Source organism: Rhizobium moroccans (assembly GCF_057559155.1).
Genome location: NZ_JBHFJG010000008.1, coordinates 1 through 14,794 on the forward strand (window position 1 = coordinate 1; position 14,794 = coordinate 14,794).

A 14,794-nucleotide genomic window follows, 5' to 3' on the forward strand; every position below is an offset into this window, starting at 1 on the left:
GCGGCCGCGACCCTGAAACTGGAACCGTTGCTCGACCGTTACCCCCGCGAATTGTCGGGCGGCCAGCGCCAGCGTGTCGCGATTGGCCGTGCTATCGTCGGAAACCCGGATGTCTTCCTGTTCGACGAGCCGCTGTCGAACCTCGATGCCGAACTGCGCGTGCATATGCGTTCCGAGATCGCCGCCCTGCACAAGCGTCTTTCCACCACCATGATCTATGTGACGCATGACCAGATCGAGGCAATGACGCTTGCCGACAAGATCGTGGTGCTGCGCGACGGGCGGATAGAGCAGGTGGGTTCCCCGCGGGAGCTTTATGAACGGCCGTCGAATGTCTTCGTCGCGCAGTTCATCGGCAGCCCCAAGATGAACATCCTGCCTGCCGCCGATGCGCCGTTGCTGTGTGCCGGTCTGGCGGCTCCGCAATCAGCCGAAACGCTCGGTATCCGGCCGGAACATCTGACGGTGGTGGAACCGCGAGATGGCGTTCTGCGCGGGACTGTGAGTCTCTGCGAATATACGGGCGCGGTGACGCTGCTGCATGTCCTGCTGCCCGATAACCGGATTTGCCTGGTCCTGCATGATGAGGGGGAGGTCCCCGCCGTCGGCGGCGAGATCGGTCTTTCGGCGGAGGCATCGAACATCCATTTCTTCGACGGGCAGGCTCAAGCCATCAGAGCCTTGCCCCATTGAACCGCAGTTCGCGCCGATTTCCGGGACTTGGCTCATGGCTATATGACACGGAAGAAATGCGTGCCATCGCGATCAAGTTGCGCCACGAGGCCATATTCCCATTCGAGATAGTCCTCCATGGCTTGACGCGGCGCGTCCGTGCCCTCGTAAGGACGGCGATATCTATCGATGCGAGGAGATGCCAAGCGTTCCTCGCCCTCTATCACCGGTAATCCCTTGGCCAACCATCTGCCGGTGCCGCCCTCGAGGACGTATACCTCGGAGGAGGTGAGTGCCTGGATGTCGGCAGCCGCGAATTTGGCCAATGTGCCGGAGGCGCAAGTGACCACAATTCGCTCGGCGGCCCCGATGGCTTTGAGCGCATGTTCGATCTGCGCGCGCAGAGCCCACCAGGCGCCAGGAATGTGACCTTTGACATAGTTTGCCGAACTGCCGACATCGATGACGAGCGTGTCTCCGTCGGCCAGCCATTTTCGAAGGGCATCCGGTGAAACGGTGGCTGCGGATGGGGCTGGAATGGTATTCGCCCGATCATCGTCGCGCTCGCTACACTCGCTGTCGTCAACGGGGGTGATGACATATGTCTCCCAACCCATTTGCGAAAGCCATGATGCCGTCATGTCGGCGCGGGTGCCGTCATCATCCGAAAGCAGAATAAGCGCGCCGCGAACCGGAGCGGTATGGTCGGTTTCCTGCACAAGCTGTCCGCCAGGAACGTTCACGAACCCGGGCAAGTGACCACGCTGATATTCCTCGGAAGGTCGCACGTCGATGCGGTAGACGGTGCGATCCGGGCTTGCCAAACCCTCCGCCTCTTGCAACGAAATGCGGCGGACGCCGGCGCGCTCCGCCACTGCGCGGGCATCTGCCCGTGCCAGCGTGCGTGCGTGGGGCGAGGCTTCAGGAAATTGGCGCGTTGCCCCCCGATCCAATGTCAAACCTGCAAGCGTCCAACCGATCGTGCCGTTACGCAGGCCAGCAACCGGATTCGGGATACCCGCATTGATCAAGGATTGTGTCCCGATAATCGAGCGTGTCCGTCCCGCGCAGTTGACGATCACGGTTGTGTTCGGGTCGGGGGCAAGGTCGCGCACCCGAAGCACAAGTTCGGCTCCCGGCACCGACGTACCTGTCGGAATACTCATCGTGTTGAACTCGTCGAAGCGACGCGCGTCCAGAATGACGGGAGGCGTTTCGGAAACGATCAGGCGCCGCACTTCCTCGGCCGGTAGCAAAGGTGTGTGGCGGTGCGCTTCGACGAGTTCTCCGAAGGATTTCGACGGCACGTTGACATCGATAAAAGTTTCATAGCCCGCTTCTTCCCAAGCGGCGAGGCCACCTTCGAGCAGATGGACGTTGCTGTATCTCCAGCCGGCGAGTTTGAGCGCGGCAAGCGGCGCAAGATCGCGATATTCGTCCTTGCCGTAGAGCACGATCAGAACGTCGCGGCGGGGAATGCGTCGAGGAACGTCGAGCTCGAGTTTTCCGAACGGGAAGTTCGCGGCCCAGAGCGGGTGGCCTTTGGCAAAGGGGTCCTCTTCCCTCAAATCGGCGAGCAGGATTTCCCGCCTTGCCAGCAACTCGGCGCGGACCTGAGCCGGAGAGAGCGTCGGGAAAGCCGGGGAGGCGGCGGCGGGCGAAGACAATATTTGGTTCATTGCATGCGCTCCGGTACGAAAGAGATGAGATGGCACATCAGAAGAATGCGCCCGTCGGCGGCAGGCGCCCGCTCAGGAGATTCTGGCCGAGCAGACGTTCCTTGTAGAGCCGGGGATTATGCGAGGCGATGACCTTGATATTGCGCCAATGCCTGTCGAGCGCCCCCTTTTGCGATACGACCGAGCCGGAGCCTAGGTCGATCAGCCAGCCGGCAATCTGGGGTGCAAGATCGTCGATGACGACCTTCGCTTCCGCAGCCGACAAGGACGCAGCCAGAACGGCATCGTATTCCGCTGCTGTTCCATGGCTGTCCCATGCATGCTGGAGACTGGCGATCGTCCGGTCGATCGTCGCCTCGATCGAGGCTGCATAGGCTCTGATCCGCCCAAGATGCGCCTGTAGAACAGGTTCGTCGGCGGGATGGTCTGCCTCGCCGTGATAGAAATTGCGGCCGCGCGTGCGAAGCACATCCACCGCATCCAGTGCAATCCGTCGCGCCACGCCGGCAATGCAATTGGTGAGATAGACCTGATGGAAGGTGAAGCGCCAGGGTGCTGCGCCTTCACGCGGCGGCGGGTCTTGAGGATAGACCTGCTTGGCCGGAATGGTCGCCGCATTGAATTTCGCGGTGCCGGAGCCGGTCAGCTTCTGGCCGAAGCCGCCCCAGTCGTCGTCTCCGTCGACACCATCTCCGCGATAGAGAACATATTGCACCGCCGCGTTCTCGCGGCTTTCGACGGCAAGGCCGACGAAGGCGTCGTTGTAGAGATTGCCGGTCGCATAGACCTTCCGCCCGGAGCCGCGATAGGCCTGCAGGGCATCATCCCATTCGATCCGCGACAGGACCTTCGACGACAGCGCCCCGGCGGCGGTGGCATCGCTGTCGGCAAAGCTCAACCCGACCGTCTTGCCCTCGGCGGCAAGCGCCAGCACATGGGCATGAAACGGATGCCCCGGCTGGCGCAAGGCTGCTTCGACTTGCCAGAGATGGTTGCGGAAGGCGTGCGCGATGTTGGAATCGGCTGCGGCCAGATCGCGCGCGACGGAAAACAGCTCAGACAGCGAAGCTCCAGCACCGCCGGCATCTTTCGGCAGGCGCAGAGATCCAATGCCGAGCGCCTTCAGTTCGGCGATCTCTTCGTGGGGAAGGCGGCGATCCACTTCCCGCTCGACCGCCGTCTTTGCGATATGCTCGATCGCGGGTGCGAGGCCGAGCGATGATGCGTAAGGTGAAACGAGCCGGAGGGAGGCCCCTCCGAATTTGCTGATATCAGACATTCAGTACAATTCCTTGAACGCTCAGACCGCGGCCGCAAGCCCGTTCCGCGCCTTGGCATCGAAACGCGGCAGGCCGAGATTGTCGCGAAGAGTCCGGCCTTCATAGGCGCTGCGATAACGGCCGAGCTTCTGCAAGACCGGGATGACCTCGTCGGCGATCAGGTCGAGGCCGGTGGGCTGCACGTCGATGTTCAGATTGAAGCCGTCCGCACCCTTCGTGTCGATCCAGTGAAGCATGTCCTGAGCAAAGCCTTCTGGTGTGCCGACGAAGACGCGATGGCCGCCGGTGATGTTCGAGAACAGCAGTTCCCGGATGTTCCAGCCGTTCTGACGTGCTTCCTTTAACATTTCCGCGCGATGCCAGCGCGAGGCGATCGGCACCAGGGATTCGTTCGCCTCGCTTTCGGCGAAGGGGATTGGCGCATCGAGATCGGAAAGAAGCGACACATCGACGGCCATATGCCGCGCCAGCTCTTCGCGGAGCGCGATGGAATCGAGACGGTCGTCCAGGCTGCGCTTGTGGCGCTTCGCCTCCTCCTCGGTCGAGGCAAGGACCGGAAACAGTCCAGGCATGACAAGCAGATGATCGGGGTCGCGTCCGAAGCTTTTCGCCAGTGTCTTCACCTCGGAATAGAAGGCGCGCGCGCCTTCGATGATCCGCTGGCCGGTGAAGAGCGCATCGGCATAGCGCGCTCCGAAGGCGCGGCTGTCGGAGGATTGGCCAGCTTGGAAAATCACCGGCCGGCCTTGCGGCGTTTCCGGTACGGAAGAAGCGCCCCGAGCGGAGAAATGCGTCCCCTTGAAGTCCAGCCGGCGCAGCCGCGACGGGTCGAGATAAACCGTGCTATCCGGGTCGCCGACCAAGGCTTCCTCGGGCAGGCTGTCCCAGAAGGCGGTGACGATCTGGACGAATTCCTCGGCGCGTTTGTAACGCTCCGCCTGGTCCCAGCCTTTTTCCGCTCCATAGGCGTCGAGGGCGGGGGGATTTTGGGAGGTGATGATGTTCCAGGCCGCGCGGCCGCGGCTCACATGGTCGATCGAGGCGATCTGTCGGGCGATGGTATATGGATGGCCGAAGAGCGTCGTCGTGGTGCAGACGAGCCCGACATGTTCGGTATGTGCTGCCAGATTGGCGACGAGAACCGCCGGATCGAGCGCCCGCCACGGACGGGTATAGGCTTCGCTGACCAGGCCGCCCGGATTGTCGGCCAGAAAGATCGCGTCCATCAACCCGCGTTCTGCCGATTTCGCAATCGCGGTGAAATGATCGATGTCGGTCGAAAGATGACGCTTGTCTTCGAATGTCTTCCAGGCAGCATCGTGCCGGCCGGAAGCCAGGACGTTCACGCCGAGACGGATATGTTGCCGTGACATCTACATTCCTTCCTTATACCTGGACGCTATAGTCGGCGACCTTCAGATGCGACTTGATGATCTTGCGGTCGGCGAGCCAATCCGCGGCGCGCTGGAACTGGGCGATGAACTCGGCGTCTTTCGGCTCGTAGAATTTGTTGATCCGCTTCAGACCGGCGAGGTAATCGCGCACCTCATTGGCATACTTGCCTTCCGCCTGCGCGATCCGTTCGGATTCGGCGGCATTCTGTGACTGCCACTCGCCTTCCTTGTAGTAGGCGTCGAGGACGGCGCGCACCAATTCCGAGTTCTCCTCCGAGAACGTGCGGGTGGACACGAGGGAGCTGTAGTCGATCAGGAAATCGAGATCGGTGCCCTCGTTGAAGATGTCCTTGGCATCGTTCTCGAAGCGGGAGATGTCGACTCCGGGCGACCACATCGACCAGGCATCCACCTTCCCCTGGGCAAAAGCGGGGGCTGCGTCCGGAGGATTGAGATAGACGAATTCGACCTTGCTGGTGTCGATGCCGTTCTTTTCCAATGCGGCGACGACAAGAAACTCGCCGAGGCCAGCTTTGTTGACGGCGACCTTCTTTCCGACCAGATCCGCGACGGTATCGATGCCGCTTGTTTTCTTCACGATCACCGCCGTCGAACGCGGCGAATAGACATTGAAGGCATTGAAGACGAGTGGCGAGCCGGCCAGCATGGCGGCAAGCGCGGGCGTCGTCGATCCCCAGAAGCCGAAGTCGGCGCTGCCGCCGACCACGGCCTGCAGCGAAGGCGCATGGTTCGGGAAGGGACCGACCCATTCGACCTTGATCCCCTTGTCCGCAAGCTCTTTCTCGAGGACGCCGCGCTGCTTGGAAATGAGGGGAATACCGCCGCGGCCCCAGCCAAGACGCACGATATCTGTATTGCGCGTCAGCTTCTTCGGTTCTTCGGCGAGCGCGGGTGTCAACTTCGATGCCGCGGCGCCAGCCAAAAGCAGGCCACCCGCCTGCAAGAGGGCGCGGCGGTTCGGTTGGTATTTGGTCATGGAGATATCCTGGGTTTGGATTTGGTTGAAGGAAGGGTCAGTGCGTTGTCACGCCCAATTCGTCGAGGAGCAGCGGCCTCAGTTCGCCCGGAGCATGCTCGGCGGGCCGGTAGGAGGCAGCGATCTGTCCGGAACGCATGACAAGAATGCGGTCGGCGAGGACGACAGCCTCATCCACATCATGGGTCACGATCAGTACGCCCGGGCGATGCCGGGAGACCAGTTCGCGGACAAGCACATGCATCTTGATGCGGGTCAGCGCATCGAGCGCGGCAAACGGTTCATCAAGCAGGAGCAGTTTCGGATCGCGTACCAAAGCCCGAGCAAGCGCGACGCGCTGCGCCTGTCCGCCGGACAGATTGCGCGGCCAGTCGTCTTCCCGCCCGGCAAGCCCGACTTCCCCAAGCGCGCGTGAGGCGCCGTCTTTGCCGATCGCCTTTTCGTTGCCGAGCGCGACGTTCTCCCAGACCGAGGCCCAGGGGAGCAGGCGATGCTCTTGGAAAACCACCGCCGGTCGGCCGGGTGCTTCGATGCGCCCCGCATCCGGGGCATCGAGGCCGGCAAGGGCGCGCAACAGAGTGGTCTTCCCGCAACCGCTTTCGCCAAGAAGGGCGACGAACTCTCCCTTTCGTATTGTGATATCCAGGGACTTGATGACCAGACGCTCACCATAGCGCCGCTCCAACCCGGAAACGGAAACGGCCAGCGGCACGTTGAGAAACGGATCGCTCTCTGCCGGTGCGTTGATGGCAATCGACTTGGCAATGTTGACGAGCTTGTTCATCAGCGTGCTCCCTTTGCGAAATTCGGATGCCAGCCAAGCAACCTGGTTTCGAGCAGGCGCGCGAGCGCATCCGCACCGACGCCGATGACCGAGTAGATGATGATCGTCAGAAGGATCACGTCGGTTTGTAGGAACTCACGCGCGTCCATTGCCAGGAAGCCAATTCCCTTGGTGGTCGCCAGCGTTTCGGCAATCACCAGGGCTAGCCAGGCATGCGCCAGCGCATAACGGACACCGGTCAAAATGGAGGGCATGGCGCCCGGAAGAATGATCCGTCTGACAATCGCCGGCCAGTTCATACCGGTGACTTTCGCCAGTTCCATCAGTTTCGGATCGATCTGTCGTACGCCCAGAACCGTGTTGATGTAGATCGGGAAGAGAACGGCGAGCGACACGAGAAAAATCTTGCCGCCTTCATCGACGCCGAACCAGACGATGACCAGGGGGAGCATCGCCAGAAAGGGTATGGCACGGATCATCTGGATTGAACGGTCGAGAAGGGCATGCGCGAGCGGCGAAAACCCAACCGCGACGCCCAACGCGAACCCGATGCTGCCGCCAATCGCGAAACCCGCTGTGGCCCGCAGCAACGACGCCCCGAGGTGAACGAACAGTTCTCCTGTTATCGCAAGCTGCCAGCCGGTTTCGGCAACCCGGCTTGGAGCAGGCATCACCTGCGATGCGATCAACCCAAGCCTTGATGCGGCTTCCCAAAGGCACAGAAGCAGAAGCGGCGCCAACCAGGACAGCACCGAATACAATGTCGCTTTCCTGATTGCGAAGCCGGAGCGGCTATCGGCGGAAAAATCCTGCAGAGGCGAACTGATTTCAGCCATATCCCCGTCCCTTGATTGGAGTATTAGCCATAAACACTATCGATTTAGTAGAGATTTGGATGATAGGCCGTTCTGAACTTCGCGTTCAGTTGGAAAAGTTTGATGCGTGCTATTGGGGCCGCTGGGGAACAATTTTCCACGGAAGCGGAATTGCAGGTCGTTCGGCCGTCATCGCCGGCAGCCGGCCGTTCACCGGATTCGAGCGGTGCGGTTTTCTCGCTCCGACAGCCTCTTCACTCGACTAGAGCCGACGGTATCGTTGCGGGATAGAATTGCATCGGTTCAGATACGGTTCCCAGCATCATGGCATAGACAGCCATCGGCGGCGCGGCGCAATGCCGGGGGTTGCTTCAGGTCACCGGGAGAGAAGCATTCATGAAATGAGGTAAGCATCGTGCTTAAGCAGTTTTCTCACTCAACTCAGGCTGCCGACGGCCGATTTGCGTGCGTCTGGAAAGGTGCCGTTAACCTTTATTTTTTACCTCATTGATGCACCCACCTGTCTCGTATTTCGTCGGTCCCCCATGCAGTTCTCCCGTAGCAATTTTCAAAAGAGTTCTGGTTCGTCTCAGCCTGACGATGGTGAAGAGGAGACGGCGCCGGAGGTGTATTTCCCACGCCCGCCGTCGGTCGATCCCAATCAGGTGAGCATCGAGGAGGCGCCTTGGCAGTCCGCCTTTACGCTTGCGCCAAACGTAAGATTCACCCGCACGCCAGAAAGCGCGCTGACTCGCGCAAAACATGGTGGCGAGCAGGTTGAAGCCCCCGCAGAACAACGCTTCATCGAGATGTCGTCGGACGTTTATCTGACCTCCGCGTCTGGCCGGTACGCAGCCAATGAACAGCCTCCCGCCGGCGTGATTGCCGAGCTGGAACAAATTGCCTCCGTCATGCGGCAAGCGGTAGTCGAGGAGCGGGTAGAGATCGTAGAGGAGAGCAGCGAATTGGCCAGCGAAGCCATCACCATCGATCAGGTTGAGCCGGCTGTAATGACACGTCCGGAATTGGCAATCTCGGACCATGCCTTCTGGGAGGTCATGCCCTTCGATATCGAGGTCGAGGAGGCGACTGCTGCTGTCGAGAAAGCCCCCGCCCCGGCACATGAGGCGCCTCGACGCCTGCTCGATTCCTCCGTCAACTCGGTGACGGCCCTTTATCGCGAAGTCGCGCAAAGCGCTCGGCCCACCGCGGTGGCGACAAGATCCAGAAGCATCCAGCCGATGCCTTCATTCCGGCCTGCACCTGTCCAGCCATCGGCGCCGGCAGTCCTGTCTGCTGTGCGTGAGCCGGCGCCGGCCATGCAAACCGTTTGCCCCACCCTGGAGACCACTACGGCGACGGAACTGCCGCGACCCCGGCCTCGGGTTCCCGTGGTCGCGGAATATGAATTCCCGCCGATTTCCCTGCTTCAGCAGCCGGTGGGAGACCGCGGCCAGGCCATGCAGCCAGATGCGCTGCAACAGAGCGCCGGTCTCCTCGAAAGCATATTGGAGGATTTCGGCGTCCGTGGCGAAATCATAGACGTCCGCCCCGGTCCCGTCGTCACCCTCTACGAGTTCGAACCGGCTCCGGGAGTAAAATCCTCCCGGGTCATCGGCCTGGCAGACGACATCGCCCGTTCGATGTCGGCGCTCTCGGCGCGTGTTGCCGTGGTACCAGGCCGTAACGTCATCGGCATTGAGCTCCCGAACGCAACTCGTGAGACGGTCTATTTCCGCGAACTCATCGAATGCGAGGACTATTGGGAGACGAAGCATCGCCTCGCGCTCTGCCTTGGCAAGACGATCGGCGGCGAGCCGGTGATCGCCGAACTTGCCAAAATGCCACATCTGCTCGTCGCGGGCACGACCGGTTCGGGCAAGTCGGTTGCGATCAACACCATGATCCTGTCGCTCCTTTACCGGTTGCGCCCGGAAGAATGCCGGCTGATCATGATTGATCCCAAAATGCTCGAGCTTTCCGTCTATGACGGCATTCCGCATCTTTTGACGCCCGTCGTCACCGATCCGAGAAAAGCCGTGTTGGCGCTGAAATGGGCCGTACGCGAGATGGAGGACCGCTATCGCAAGATGTCCCGCCTCGGCGTCCGCAATATCGACGGTTACAATCAACGAGCGGCGCAGGCGCGGGAAAAGGGCGAGGTCATCACCGTTAGCGTCCAGTCGGGCTTCGACCGCACAACAGGTGAAATCGTCTACGAGGAGCAGGAACTCGATCTTTCGCCGATGCCCTATATCGTGGTGATCGTCGACGAAATGGCCGATCTCATGATGGTGGCCGGCAAGGATATCGAAGGCGCGATCCAGCGGCTGGCGCAGATGGCGCGCGCCGCCGGCATCCATCTCATCATGGCGACCCAGCGTCCGTCGGTCGATGTCATCACCGGCACCATCAAGGCGAACTTCCCCACCCGCATTTCCTTCCAGGTGACCTCCAAGATCGACAGCCGCACCATTCTCGGCGAACAGGGCGCGGAACATCTCCTTGGCCAGGGCGACATGCTGCACATGGCCGGCGGCGGACGGATTTCCCGCGTCCACGGACCCTTCGTCTCCGATGCGGAAGTGGAACAGGTCGTCCGCCATCTCAAGACGCAAGGACAACCCGACTATCTCGGTACGGTGACCGAGGACGAAGGCGAGGGCGACGAGGAGGGCGCGGTTCAAGAGGCCGTCTTCGACAAGGGCGCGATTGCCGGCGAGGATGGCGACGAGCTTTACGAGCGGGCGGTCAAGATCGTCATGAAGGATCGCAAATGCTCCACCTCCTATATCCAGCGTCGCTTGTCGATCGGCTATAACAAAGCCGCCTCCCTGGTCGAGCGGATGGAGCAGGAAGGCCTGGTCGGTCCGGCCAACCATGTCGGCAAGCGCGAGATCATCAGGGGACCGGGCATGGCCGTTCCGGACGATACCGAATGATGGGGCAGACGCGCCGACTGTGAAGATAAAGCTGCCGCTCTGTCCATCTCGCCCGTTGGCAGTCAAGGAATGAGCGGCCGCTCCATCAGGCCTTCAGCCAGTCGGGCGCCAGCCGGACATATTTGATGGCTCGGCGATGGAAGGTGAAGGCAAGGTGCAACGTGCCGTCCTGATCCTCCAGAAGCACCGGATAGGAAAGCTCCTTATTCTGGCCGTCCACCGAGTTGTTCGAAAGGCACGTGCCGGGGCCCTCTTCCACCAGCTTGCGGACGGGAAAAGTTCTTCCGTCGTCCGATGAGAAGCAGAGCGTCAGCGGTGCGCGCGGCACGCCCCAGATGGGCTCGATCCCGCCGTCAGAATCGGGCCGGTCGTCCTCCTCACCGAGTTCGTCATAAAGGGATGCGCGCCGGTCTTTGGAATAGGCGGTGGAGATTGGGTTGCAGAGGAGCGCAATCCGACCATCCCGCAGGCGAATGGCATTGATGGAGGAATTGTTGTTGGGAACATCCGTCGCTTCCGGCACGCTCCAGGTTTCGCCGCCATCCTCGCTCGTTGTTCGATAGACGAAATCGGCTTGCCGCCGGCGGAAGAAGGCTGCCATTTTCGAGCCACCAAGGGGCACGATTGTCATGTGCACGCAGCCGAGGGACTGCGGCACGTGAACGACGCGCCAGGTGATGCCCTTGTCGTCGCTGATCGCCAAGGCCGCCGTGTCGTGGCTGCCGTTCCACTTGGCTCCGTCCTTCGCCTTGCACAGGAAGAGCGGCAGGAGAAGCGCGCCGTCGCCTCGGCGTGCGATCGGCGCGCGAATGAAGGTGCCGCGCGGCAGTGGCAGAGTTTTCGAGCTGCCGGATGTCACGCTTTCGCTGGCAAGACGCAGCGGGCGAGACTTGACCTCGCTCCCCTCCTGGTTTCCCGAAACCTGCGAGGTATGGAAGAGGACGAGCCCGCCATCATCATCCACCCAGAGCACCGGGTTCTGCTCCGAGCGCGCGGGATCATCCGTCACTTGCGATGGAGCAGTCCAGCGGTCGCTGCCGGGGATCAGCCGAGTGACGTGGATCGAAATATCGGATTTGCCCTCGAGCGTTCCCCCGAACCATGCACAGCCGAGGTTGCCGTCCGGCAGCCATGCCAGGAAGGCGGCATGATTTTGAATTGCCGGGGAGGGAAGGAAAGCCTCAGAGCGCCCGCCGCCAAGATCGGTAATCACCCCGTTCATCCGACCCTCGATTTCCTCCGGGGACATCGTTCTCTCCTCCTCAAATCGGACGCTATGATGGGGAACATCTGCATTATCCCAAATGTTGTCAAGTTGGAATTTCATGTCTATGTCGACGCCTACTACTTTTAATCTATTGGAAAACATGGATGAAAATCCAAAATCTGTCACCGGGTAGTGCTTGATGAATGACGATTTCATGTTACCAGTTGACATGTTGGCAAGAAAAACGTCAATCTTGGCGCATTGGAAAATGGAGGTTCAGCGGCAAACCGGCCTGCCGGCACAAATTTCTCGCAAGAGCACCGGGTGACGGCAGTCCACATCTTTACAGGGTGTCAAGCCGCGGCAGCCGCGGAGGAAGCCATCGTCCATAAGAATAATCGCGCTCGCCGCAGTGGCGATGATCGACGATGACGCGCATATCTTGCCGGTGGCCTGATCGACAGGTTTTCCGGCGAAAGCTTTGGTGTTAACCCGCCGTGATCAGGGAGGATCACTATGAAACGCAGTCTCATGTTATTGGGCGCCGCTCTCCTGAGTGCCGTTCACCTAGCCATGCCGGCATCGGCGCAAAACGCCTCCAGGGACGTCACCATCGTTCTCGGCGAGGGCGTCGACCTCATGGAGCCGTGCATGTCCACCCGCTCGAATATCGGGCGCGTGCTGCTGCAGAACATCAATGAAACCCTGACGGAATTCGATGTCGTCGGCGACAAGGGGCTGATGCCGCGGCTGGCGGAAAGCTGGGATCAGCAGAACGACAACACCTGGCGCTTCCATCTGCGCAAGAACGTCAAGTTCTCCAATGGCTCGGATTTCGACGCGGAGGATGTAAAGCATTCGATCGACCGCGCCATGAGCAAGGATCTGAGCTGCGAGACACCTCGCTATTTCGGCTCGACCAAGATCACCGCGACCGTGGTCGATCCTTCCACGATCGATATCACCGCCGAGCCGAAACAGGCGATCCTTCCCCTTTTGATGTCGATCGTGACGATCGTACCATCCGACACGCCGGTGGAATTCGTCCGTGACCCGATCGGCACCGGCCCCTACAAGATGACCGCGTGGAATGTCGGCCAGAACATTGTGCTCGAGCGTCGCGGCGATTATTGGGGTGATGCGCCCCAGGTGGAGAAAGCCACCTACGTCTTCCGCACCGATCCGGCTGTCGCGGCAGCCATGGTGCAGACGGGTGAGGCCGACATCGCGCCGAGCATTTCGGTAACCGACGCCACCAATGCGGAGACCGATCAGGCCTATCCCAATTCGGAAGTCTTCTACATGCGCATCGATCAGGGCAAGCCGCCCCTTCAGGACAAGCGCATCCGCGAAGCCCTGAACCTGGCGATCGACCGGCAGGCCTTCGTCGGCACGCTGGTCCCGGCCGAGACCACGCTCGCCACCGCCATGGTGCCGCCAACGACGCTGGGCTTCAACAAGGACATCAAACCCTGGCCCTTCGATCCTGAGAAGGCCAAGGCGCTGGTAGCCGAGGCGAAGGCCGATGGTATCGCCGTCGATTCCAAGATCACGCTGATCGGCCGCAGCAATCTCTTCCCGAATGTGCTCGAAGTGATGGAAGCAATCCAGAGCATGCTCACCGATGTCGGCCTCAATGTCGATCTGCAGATGTATGAGGTGGCCGAGTTCGAAGACATCTACGGCAAGCCCTTCGCCGAAGACCGCACCGCGCAGCTCGTTGCCGCGCAGCACGACAATGCCCGCGGCGACCCGGTCTTCTCGATGTTCTTCAAGTATCACAGCAACGGGCCGCAGTCGGGCTTCTCCGATCCGAAGGTCGACCAGATGATCGAGGAGGCGACGGCTGCGACCGGCGAAGACCGCGCCAAAAAGTGGTCCGAGTTGTTCGCCTATCTCAACAACGATGTGGTCGCGGACGTGCTGCTCTTCAATCAGGTCAGCTTCGCCCGCGTCAACCCGCGCGTGGCCTTCAAGCCGACGATCGCGACCAACAGCCAGCTGCAGCTGTCCCAGGTCGGCTTCAAATAAGCGTAAACGGAAGGCGCGGCGGTCCGCTGCGCCTTCCTTCTGCATGAGGAGAAGGCAATGCGAAAACTCATTCTCGGCCGGGTTCTCTCGAGCTTCTTTTCGCTCGCCGCATTGGTCGTAATGGTGTTCTTCCTGTCGCGACTGACGGGCGATCCCGCGGCCCTATTCCTGCCGAGAGAGGCGACGCAGGAAATGCTCGACAATTTCCGGCGCCTGCACGGTCTGAACGATCCGCTGATCGTGCAATTCGGCCGCTATGTCTGGGATCTCCTCCATCTCGATTTCGGTCAGTCTCTACGCCAGGCCCGCCCGGCGATAGATGTTGTTTTCGAAGGCTTTGCCTGGACCTTCCAGCTCGCCGCCATCACCATTGCGCTCGTCTCCATCGCCGCGATCGTGATCGGGTCACTTGCCGCTTTCCGGCCTGGCGGCATATTTGACCGCTTCGCATCCGTGGTCTCTCTGATCGGGGCGTCCGCTCCGGACTTCTGGGTGGCGATCGTCGCCATCGTCGTTTTCGCCGTCAATTTCGCCTGGCTACCGACCTCTGGCACAGGAACCGTGTGGCATTGGATACTGCCGGTAGCCGTCCTGTTCATTCGTCCCTTCGGGCTCATCTTGCAGATCGTCCGCGGGTCGATGATCCAGTCCTTCGGATCGCTCTATGTGAAGACCGCGCGGGCAAAGGGCGTGGGCAATACGTCGATCATCTTCGTTCATACGCTGCGCAACGCCATGCTGCCGGTAATCACGGTGATCGGGGACCAGGCAGCCGCCATGCTCAACGGGGCGGTGATCATCGAGACGATTTTCGGTTTTCCGGGTGTCGGCAAGCTGATGATCGATTCCATCCTGCAGCGGGATTTCAACGTCGTGCTCGCCGCGATCATGGTGACCGCGCTTGCAATCTTCGTCATGAATCTCCTGATCGACATCGCCTACGCGATCCTCGATCCGCGCGTCCGGACCTAAGGCCATGACCATGACCCAGAC

The 14,794-nt window shown here is 60.9% G+C and carries 11 protein-coding genes; 4 read left to right on the forward strand and 7 right to left on the reverse strand.

The window, feature by feature from the left end; translation table 11 throughout:
* On the forward strand, positions 1-693 hold a 693-nt coding region (locus ACE04I_RS05620; RefSeq protein WP_487206723.1), incomplete at its 5' end, for an ABC transporter ATP-binding protein.
* Between the two features lie 38 nt (positions 694-731).
* On the opposite strand, the gene ACE04I_RS05625 is transcribed toward ACE04I_RS05620, so the two are convergent.
* Genes ACE04I_RS05625 through ACE04I_RS05650 form a run of 6 tightly spaced genes read right to left on the reverse strand, consistent with a single transcriptional unit; the run spans position 732 to position 7,642 of the window.
* The gene (locus ACE04I_RS05625; RefSeq protein ID WP_046793229.1) at positions 732-2,351 is read right to left on the reverse strand and encodes a rhodanese homology domain-containing protein; all 1,620 of its coding nucleotides are present in this window, start codon (positions 2,349-2,351) and stop codon (positions 732-734) included.
* A 37-nt stretch (positions 2,352-2,388) separates the two neighbouring features.
* Positions 2,389-3,630, reverse strand: coding sequence for an acyl-CoA dehydrogenase family protein (locus ACE04I_RS05630; protein WP_046793230.1), 1,242 nt, complete (start codon positions 3,628-3,630; stop codon positions 2,389-2,391).
* A 21-nt stretch (positions 3,631-3,651) separates the two neighbouring features.
* Positions 3,652-5,004, reverse strand: a complete 1,353-nt coding sequence (locus tag ACE04I_RS05635; RefSeq protein WP_046793231.1) for an NtaA/DmoA family FMN-dependent monooxygenase — start codon at positions 5,002-5,004, stop codon at positions 3,652-3,654.
* 13 nt (positions 5,005-5,017) lie between these two features.
* Positions 5,018-6,022 carry an NrtA/SsuA/CpmA family ABC transporter substrate-binding protein gene (locus ACE04I_RS05640; RefSeq protein WP_046793232.1) on the reverse strand — a complete coding sequence of 335 codons (1,005 nt, stop codon included), beginning with the start codon at positions 6,020-6,022 and terminating at the stop codon, positions 5,018-5,020.
* Between the two features lie 37 nt (positions 6,023-6,059).
* A complete protein-coding gene (locus ACE04I_RS05645) occupies positions 6,060-6,806 on the reverse strand; it encodes an ABC transporter ATP-binding protein (protein WP_082118257.1) in 747 nt (248 codons plus the stop codon).
* Positions 6,806-7,642 (reverse strand): ABC transporter permease subunit, encoded by an 837-nt coding sequence (locus ACE04I_RS05650; protein WP_487206724.1) that lies wholly within the window; start codon positions 7,640-7,642, stop codon positions 6,806-6,808. Before ACE04I_RS05650 ends, ACE04I_RS05645 begins: the two co-directional genes overlap by 1 nt.
* A 524-nt stretch (positions 7,643-8,166) precedes the next feature.
* On the opposite strand from ACE04I_RS05650, the gene ACE04I_RS05655 reads away from it, so the two are divergent.
* Entirely contained in the window at positions 8,167-10,563 is a 2,397-nt protein-coding gene (locus tag ACE04I_RS05655; RefSeq protein WP_082118258.1) for a DNA translocase FtsK, read from the forward strand.
* Positions 10,564-10,648: 85 nt separating this feature from the next.
* Here the strand turns inward: ACE04I_RS05655 and ACE04I_RS05660 are convergent, their stop codons facing one another.
* Entirely contained in the window at positions 10,649-11,812 is a 1,164-nt protein-coding gene (locus ACE04I_RS05660) for a sialidase family protein (protein ID WP_487206725.1), read from the reverse strand.
* A 474-nt stretch (positions 11,813-12,286) separates the two neighbouring features.
* Between ACE04I_RS05660 and ACE04I_RS05665 the strand changes: the two genes are divergently transcribed.
* Together ACE04I_RS05665 and ACE04I_RS05670 are read left to right on the forward strand one after the other, a co-directional pair.
* Entirely contained in the window at positions 12,287-13,801 is a 1,515-nt protein-coding gene (locus ACE04I_RS05665) for an ABC transporter substrate-binding protein (protein WP_046793236.1), read from the forward strand.
* Between the two features lie 57 nt (positions 13,802-13,858).
* Positions 13,859-14,773, forward strand: a complete 915-nt coding sequence (locus tag ACE04I_RS05670) for an ABC transporter permease (RefSeq protein ID WP_046793237.1) — start codon at positions 13,859-13,861, stop codon at positions 14,771-14,773.
* The last annotated feature ends 21 nt before the right edge of the window (positions 14,774-14,794 follow it).

Bases quoted from the DNA above. Each gene is read 5' to 3' on its own strand.
- ACE04I_RS05650 (WP_487206724.1), bottom strand. From the start codon at position 7,642: ATGGCTGAAATCAGTTCGCCTCTGCAGGATTTTTCCGCCGATAGCCGC.
- ACE04I_RS05625 (WP_046793229.1), bottom strand. From the start codon at position 2,351: ATGAACCAAATATTGTCTTCGCCCGCCGCCGCCTCCCCGGCTTTCCCG.
- ACE04I_RS05665 (WP_046793236.1), top strand. From the start codon at position 12,287: ATGAAACGCAGTCTCATGTTATTGGGCGCCGCTCTCCTGAGTGCCGTT.
- ACE04I_RS05640 (WP_046793232.1), bottom strand. From the start codon at position 6,022: ATGACCAAATACCAACCGAACCGCCGCGCCCTCTTGCAGGCGGGTGGC.
- ACE04I_RS05635 (WP_046793231.1), bottom strand. From the start codon at position 5,004: ATGTCACGGCAACATATCCGTCTCGGCGTGAACGTCCTGGCTTCCGGC.
- ACE04I_RS05670 (WP_046793237.1), top strand. From the start codon at position 13,859: ATGCGAAAACTCATTCTCGGCCGGGTTCTCTCGAGCTTCTTTTCGCTC.
- ACE04I_RS05645 (WP_082118257.1), bottom strand. From the start codon at position 6,806: ATGAACAAGCTCGTCAACATTGCCAAGTCGATTGCCATCAACGCACCG.
- ACE04I_RS05655 (WP_082118258.1), top strand. From the start codon at position 8,167: ATGCAGTTCTCCCGTAGCAATTTTCAAAAGAGTTCTGGTTCGTCTCAG.
- ACE04I_RS05630 (WP_046793230.1), bottom strand. From the start codon at position 3,630: ATGTCTGATATCAGCAAATTCGGAGGGGCCTCCCTCCGGCTCGTTTCA.
- ACE04I_RS05660 (WP_487206725.1), bottom strand. From the start codon at position 11,812: ATGTCCCCGGAGGAAATCGAGGGTCGGATGAACGGGGTGATTACCGAT.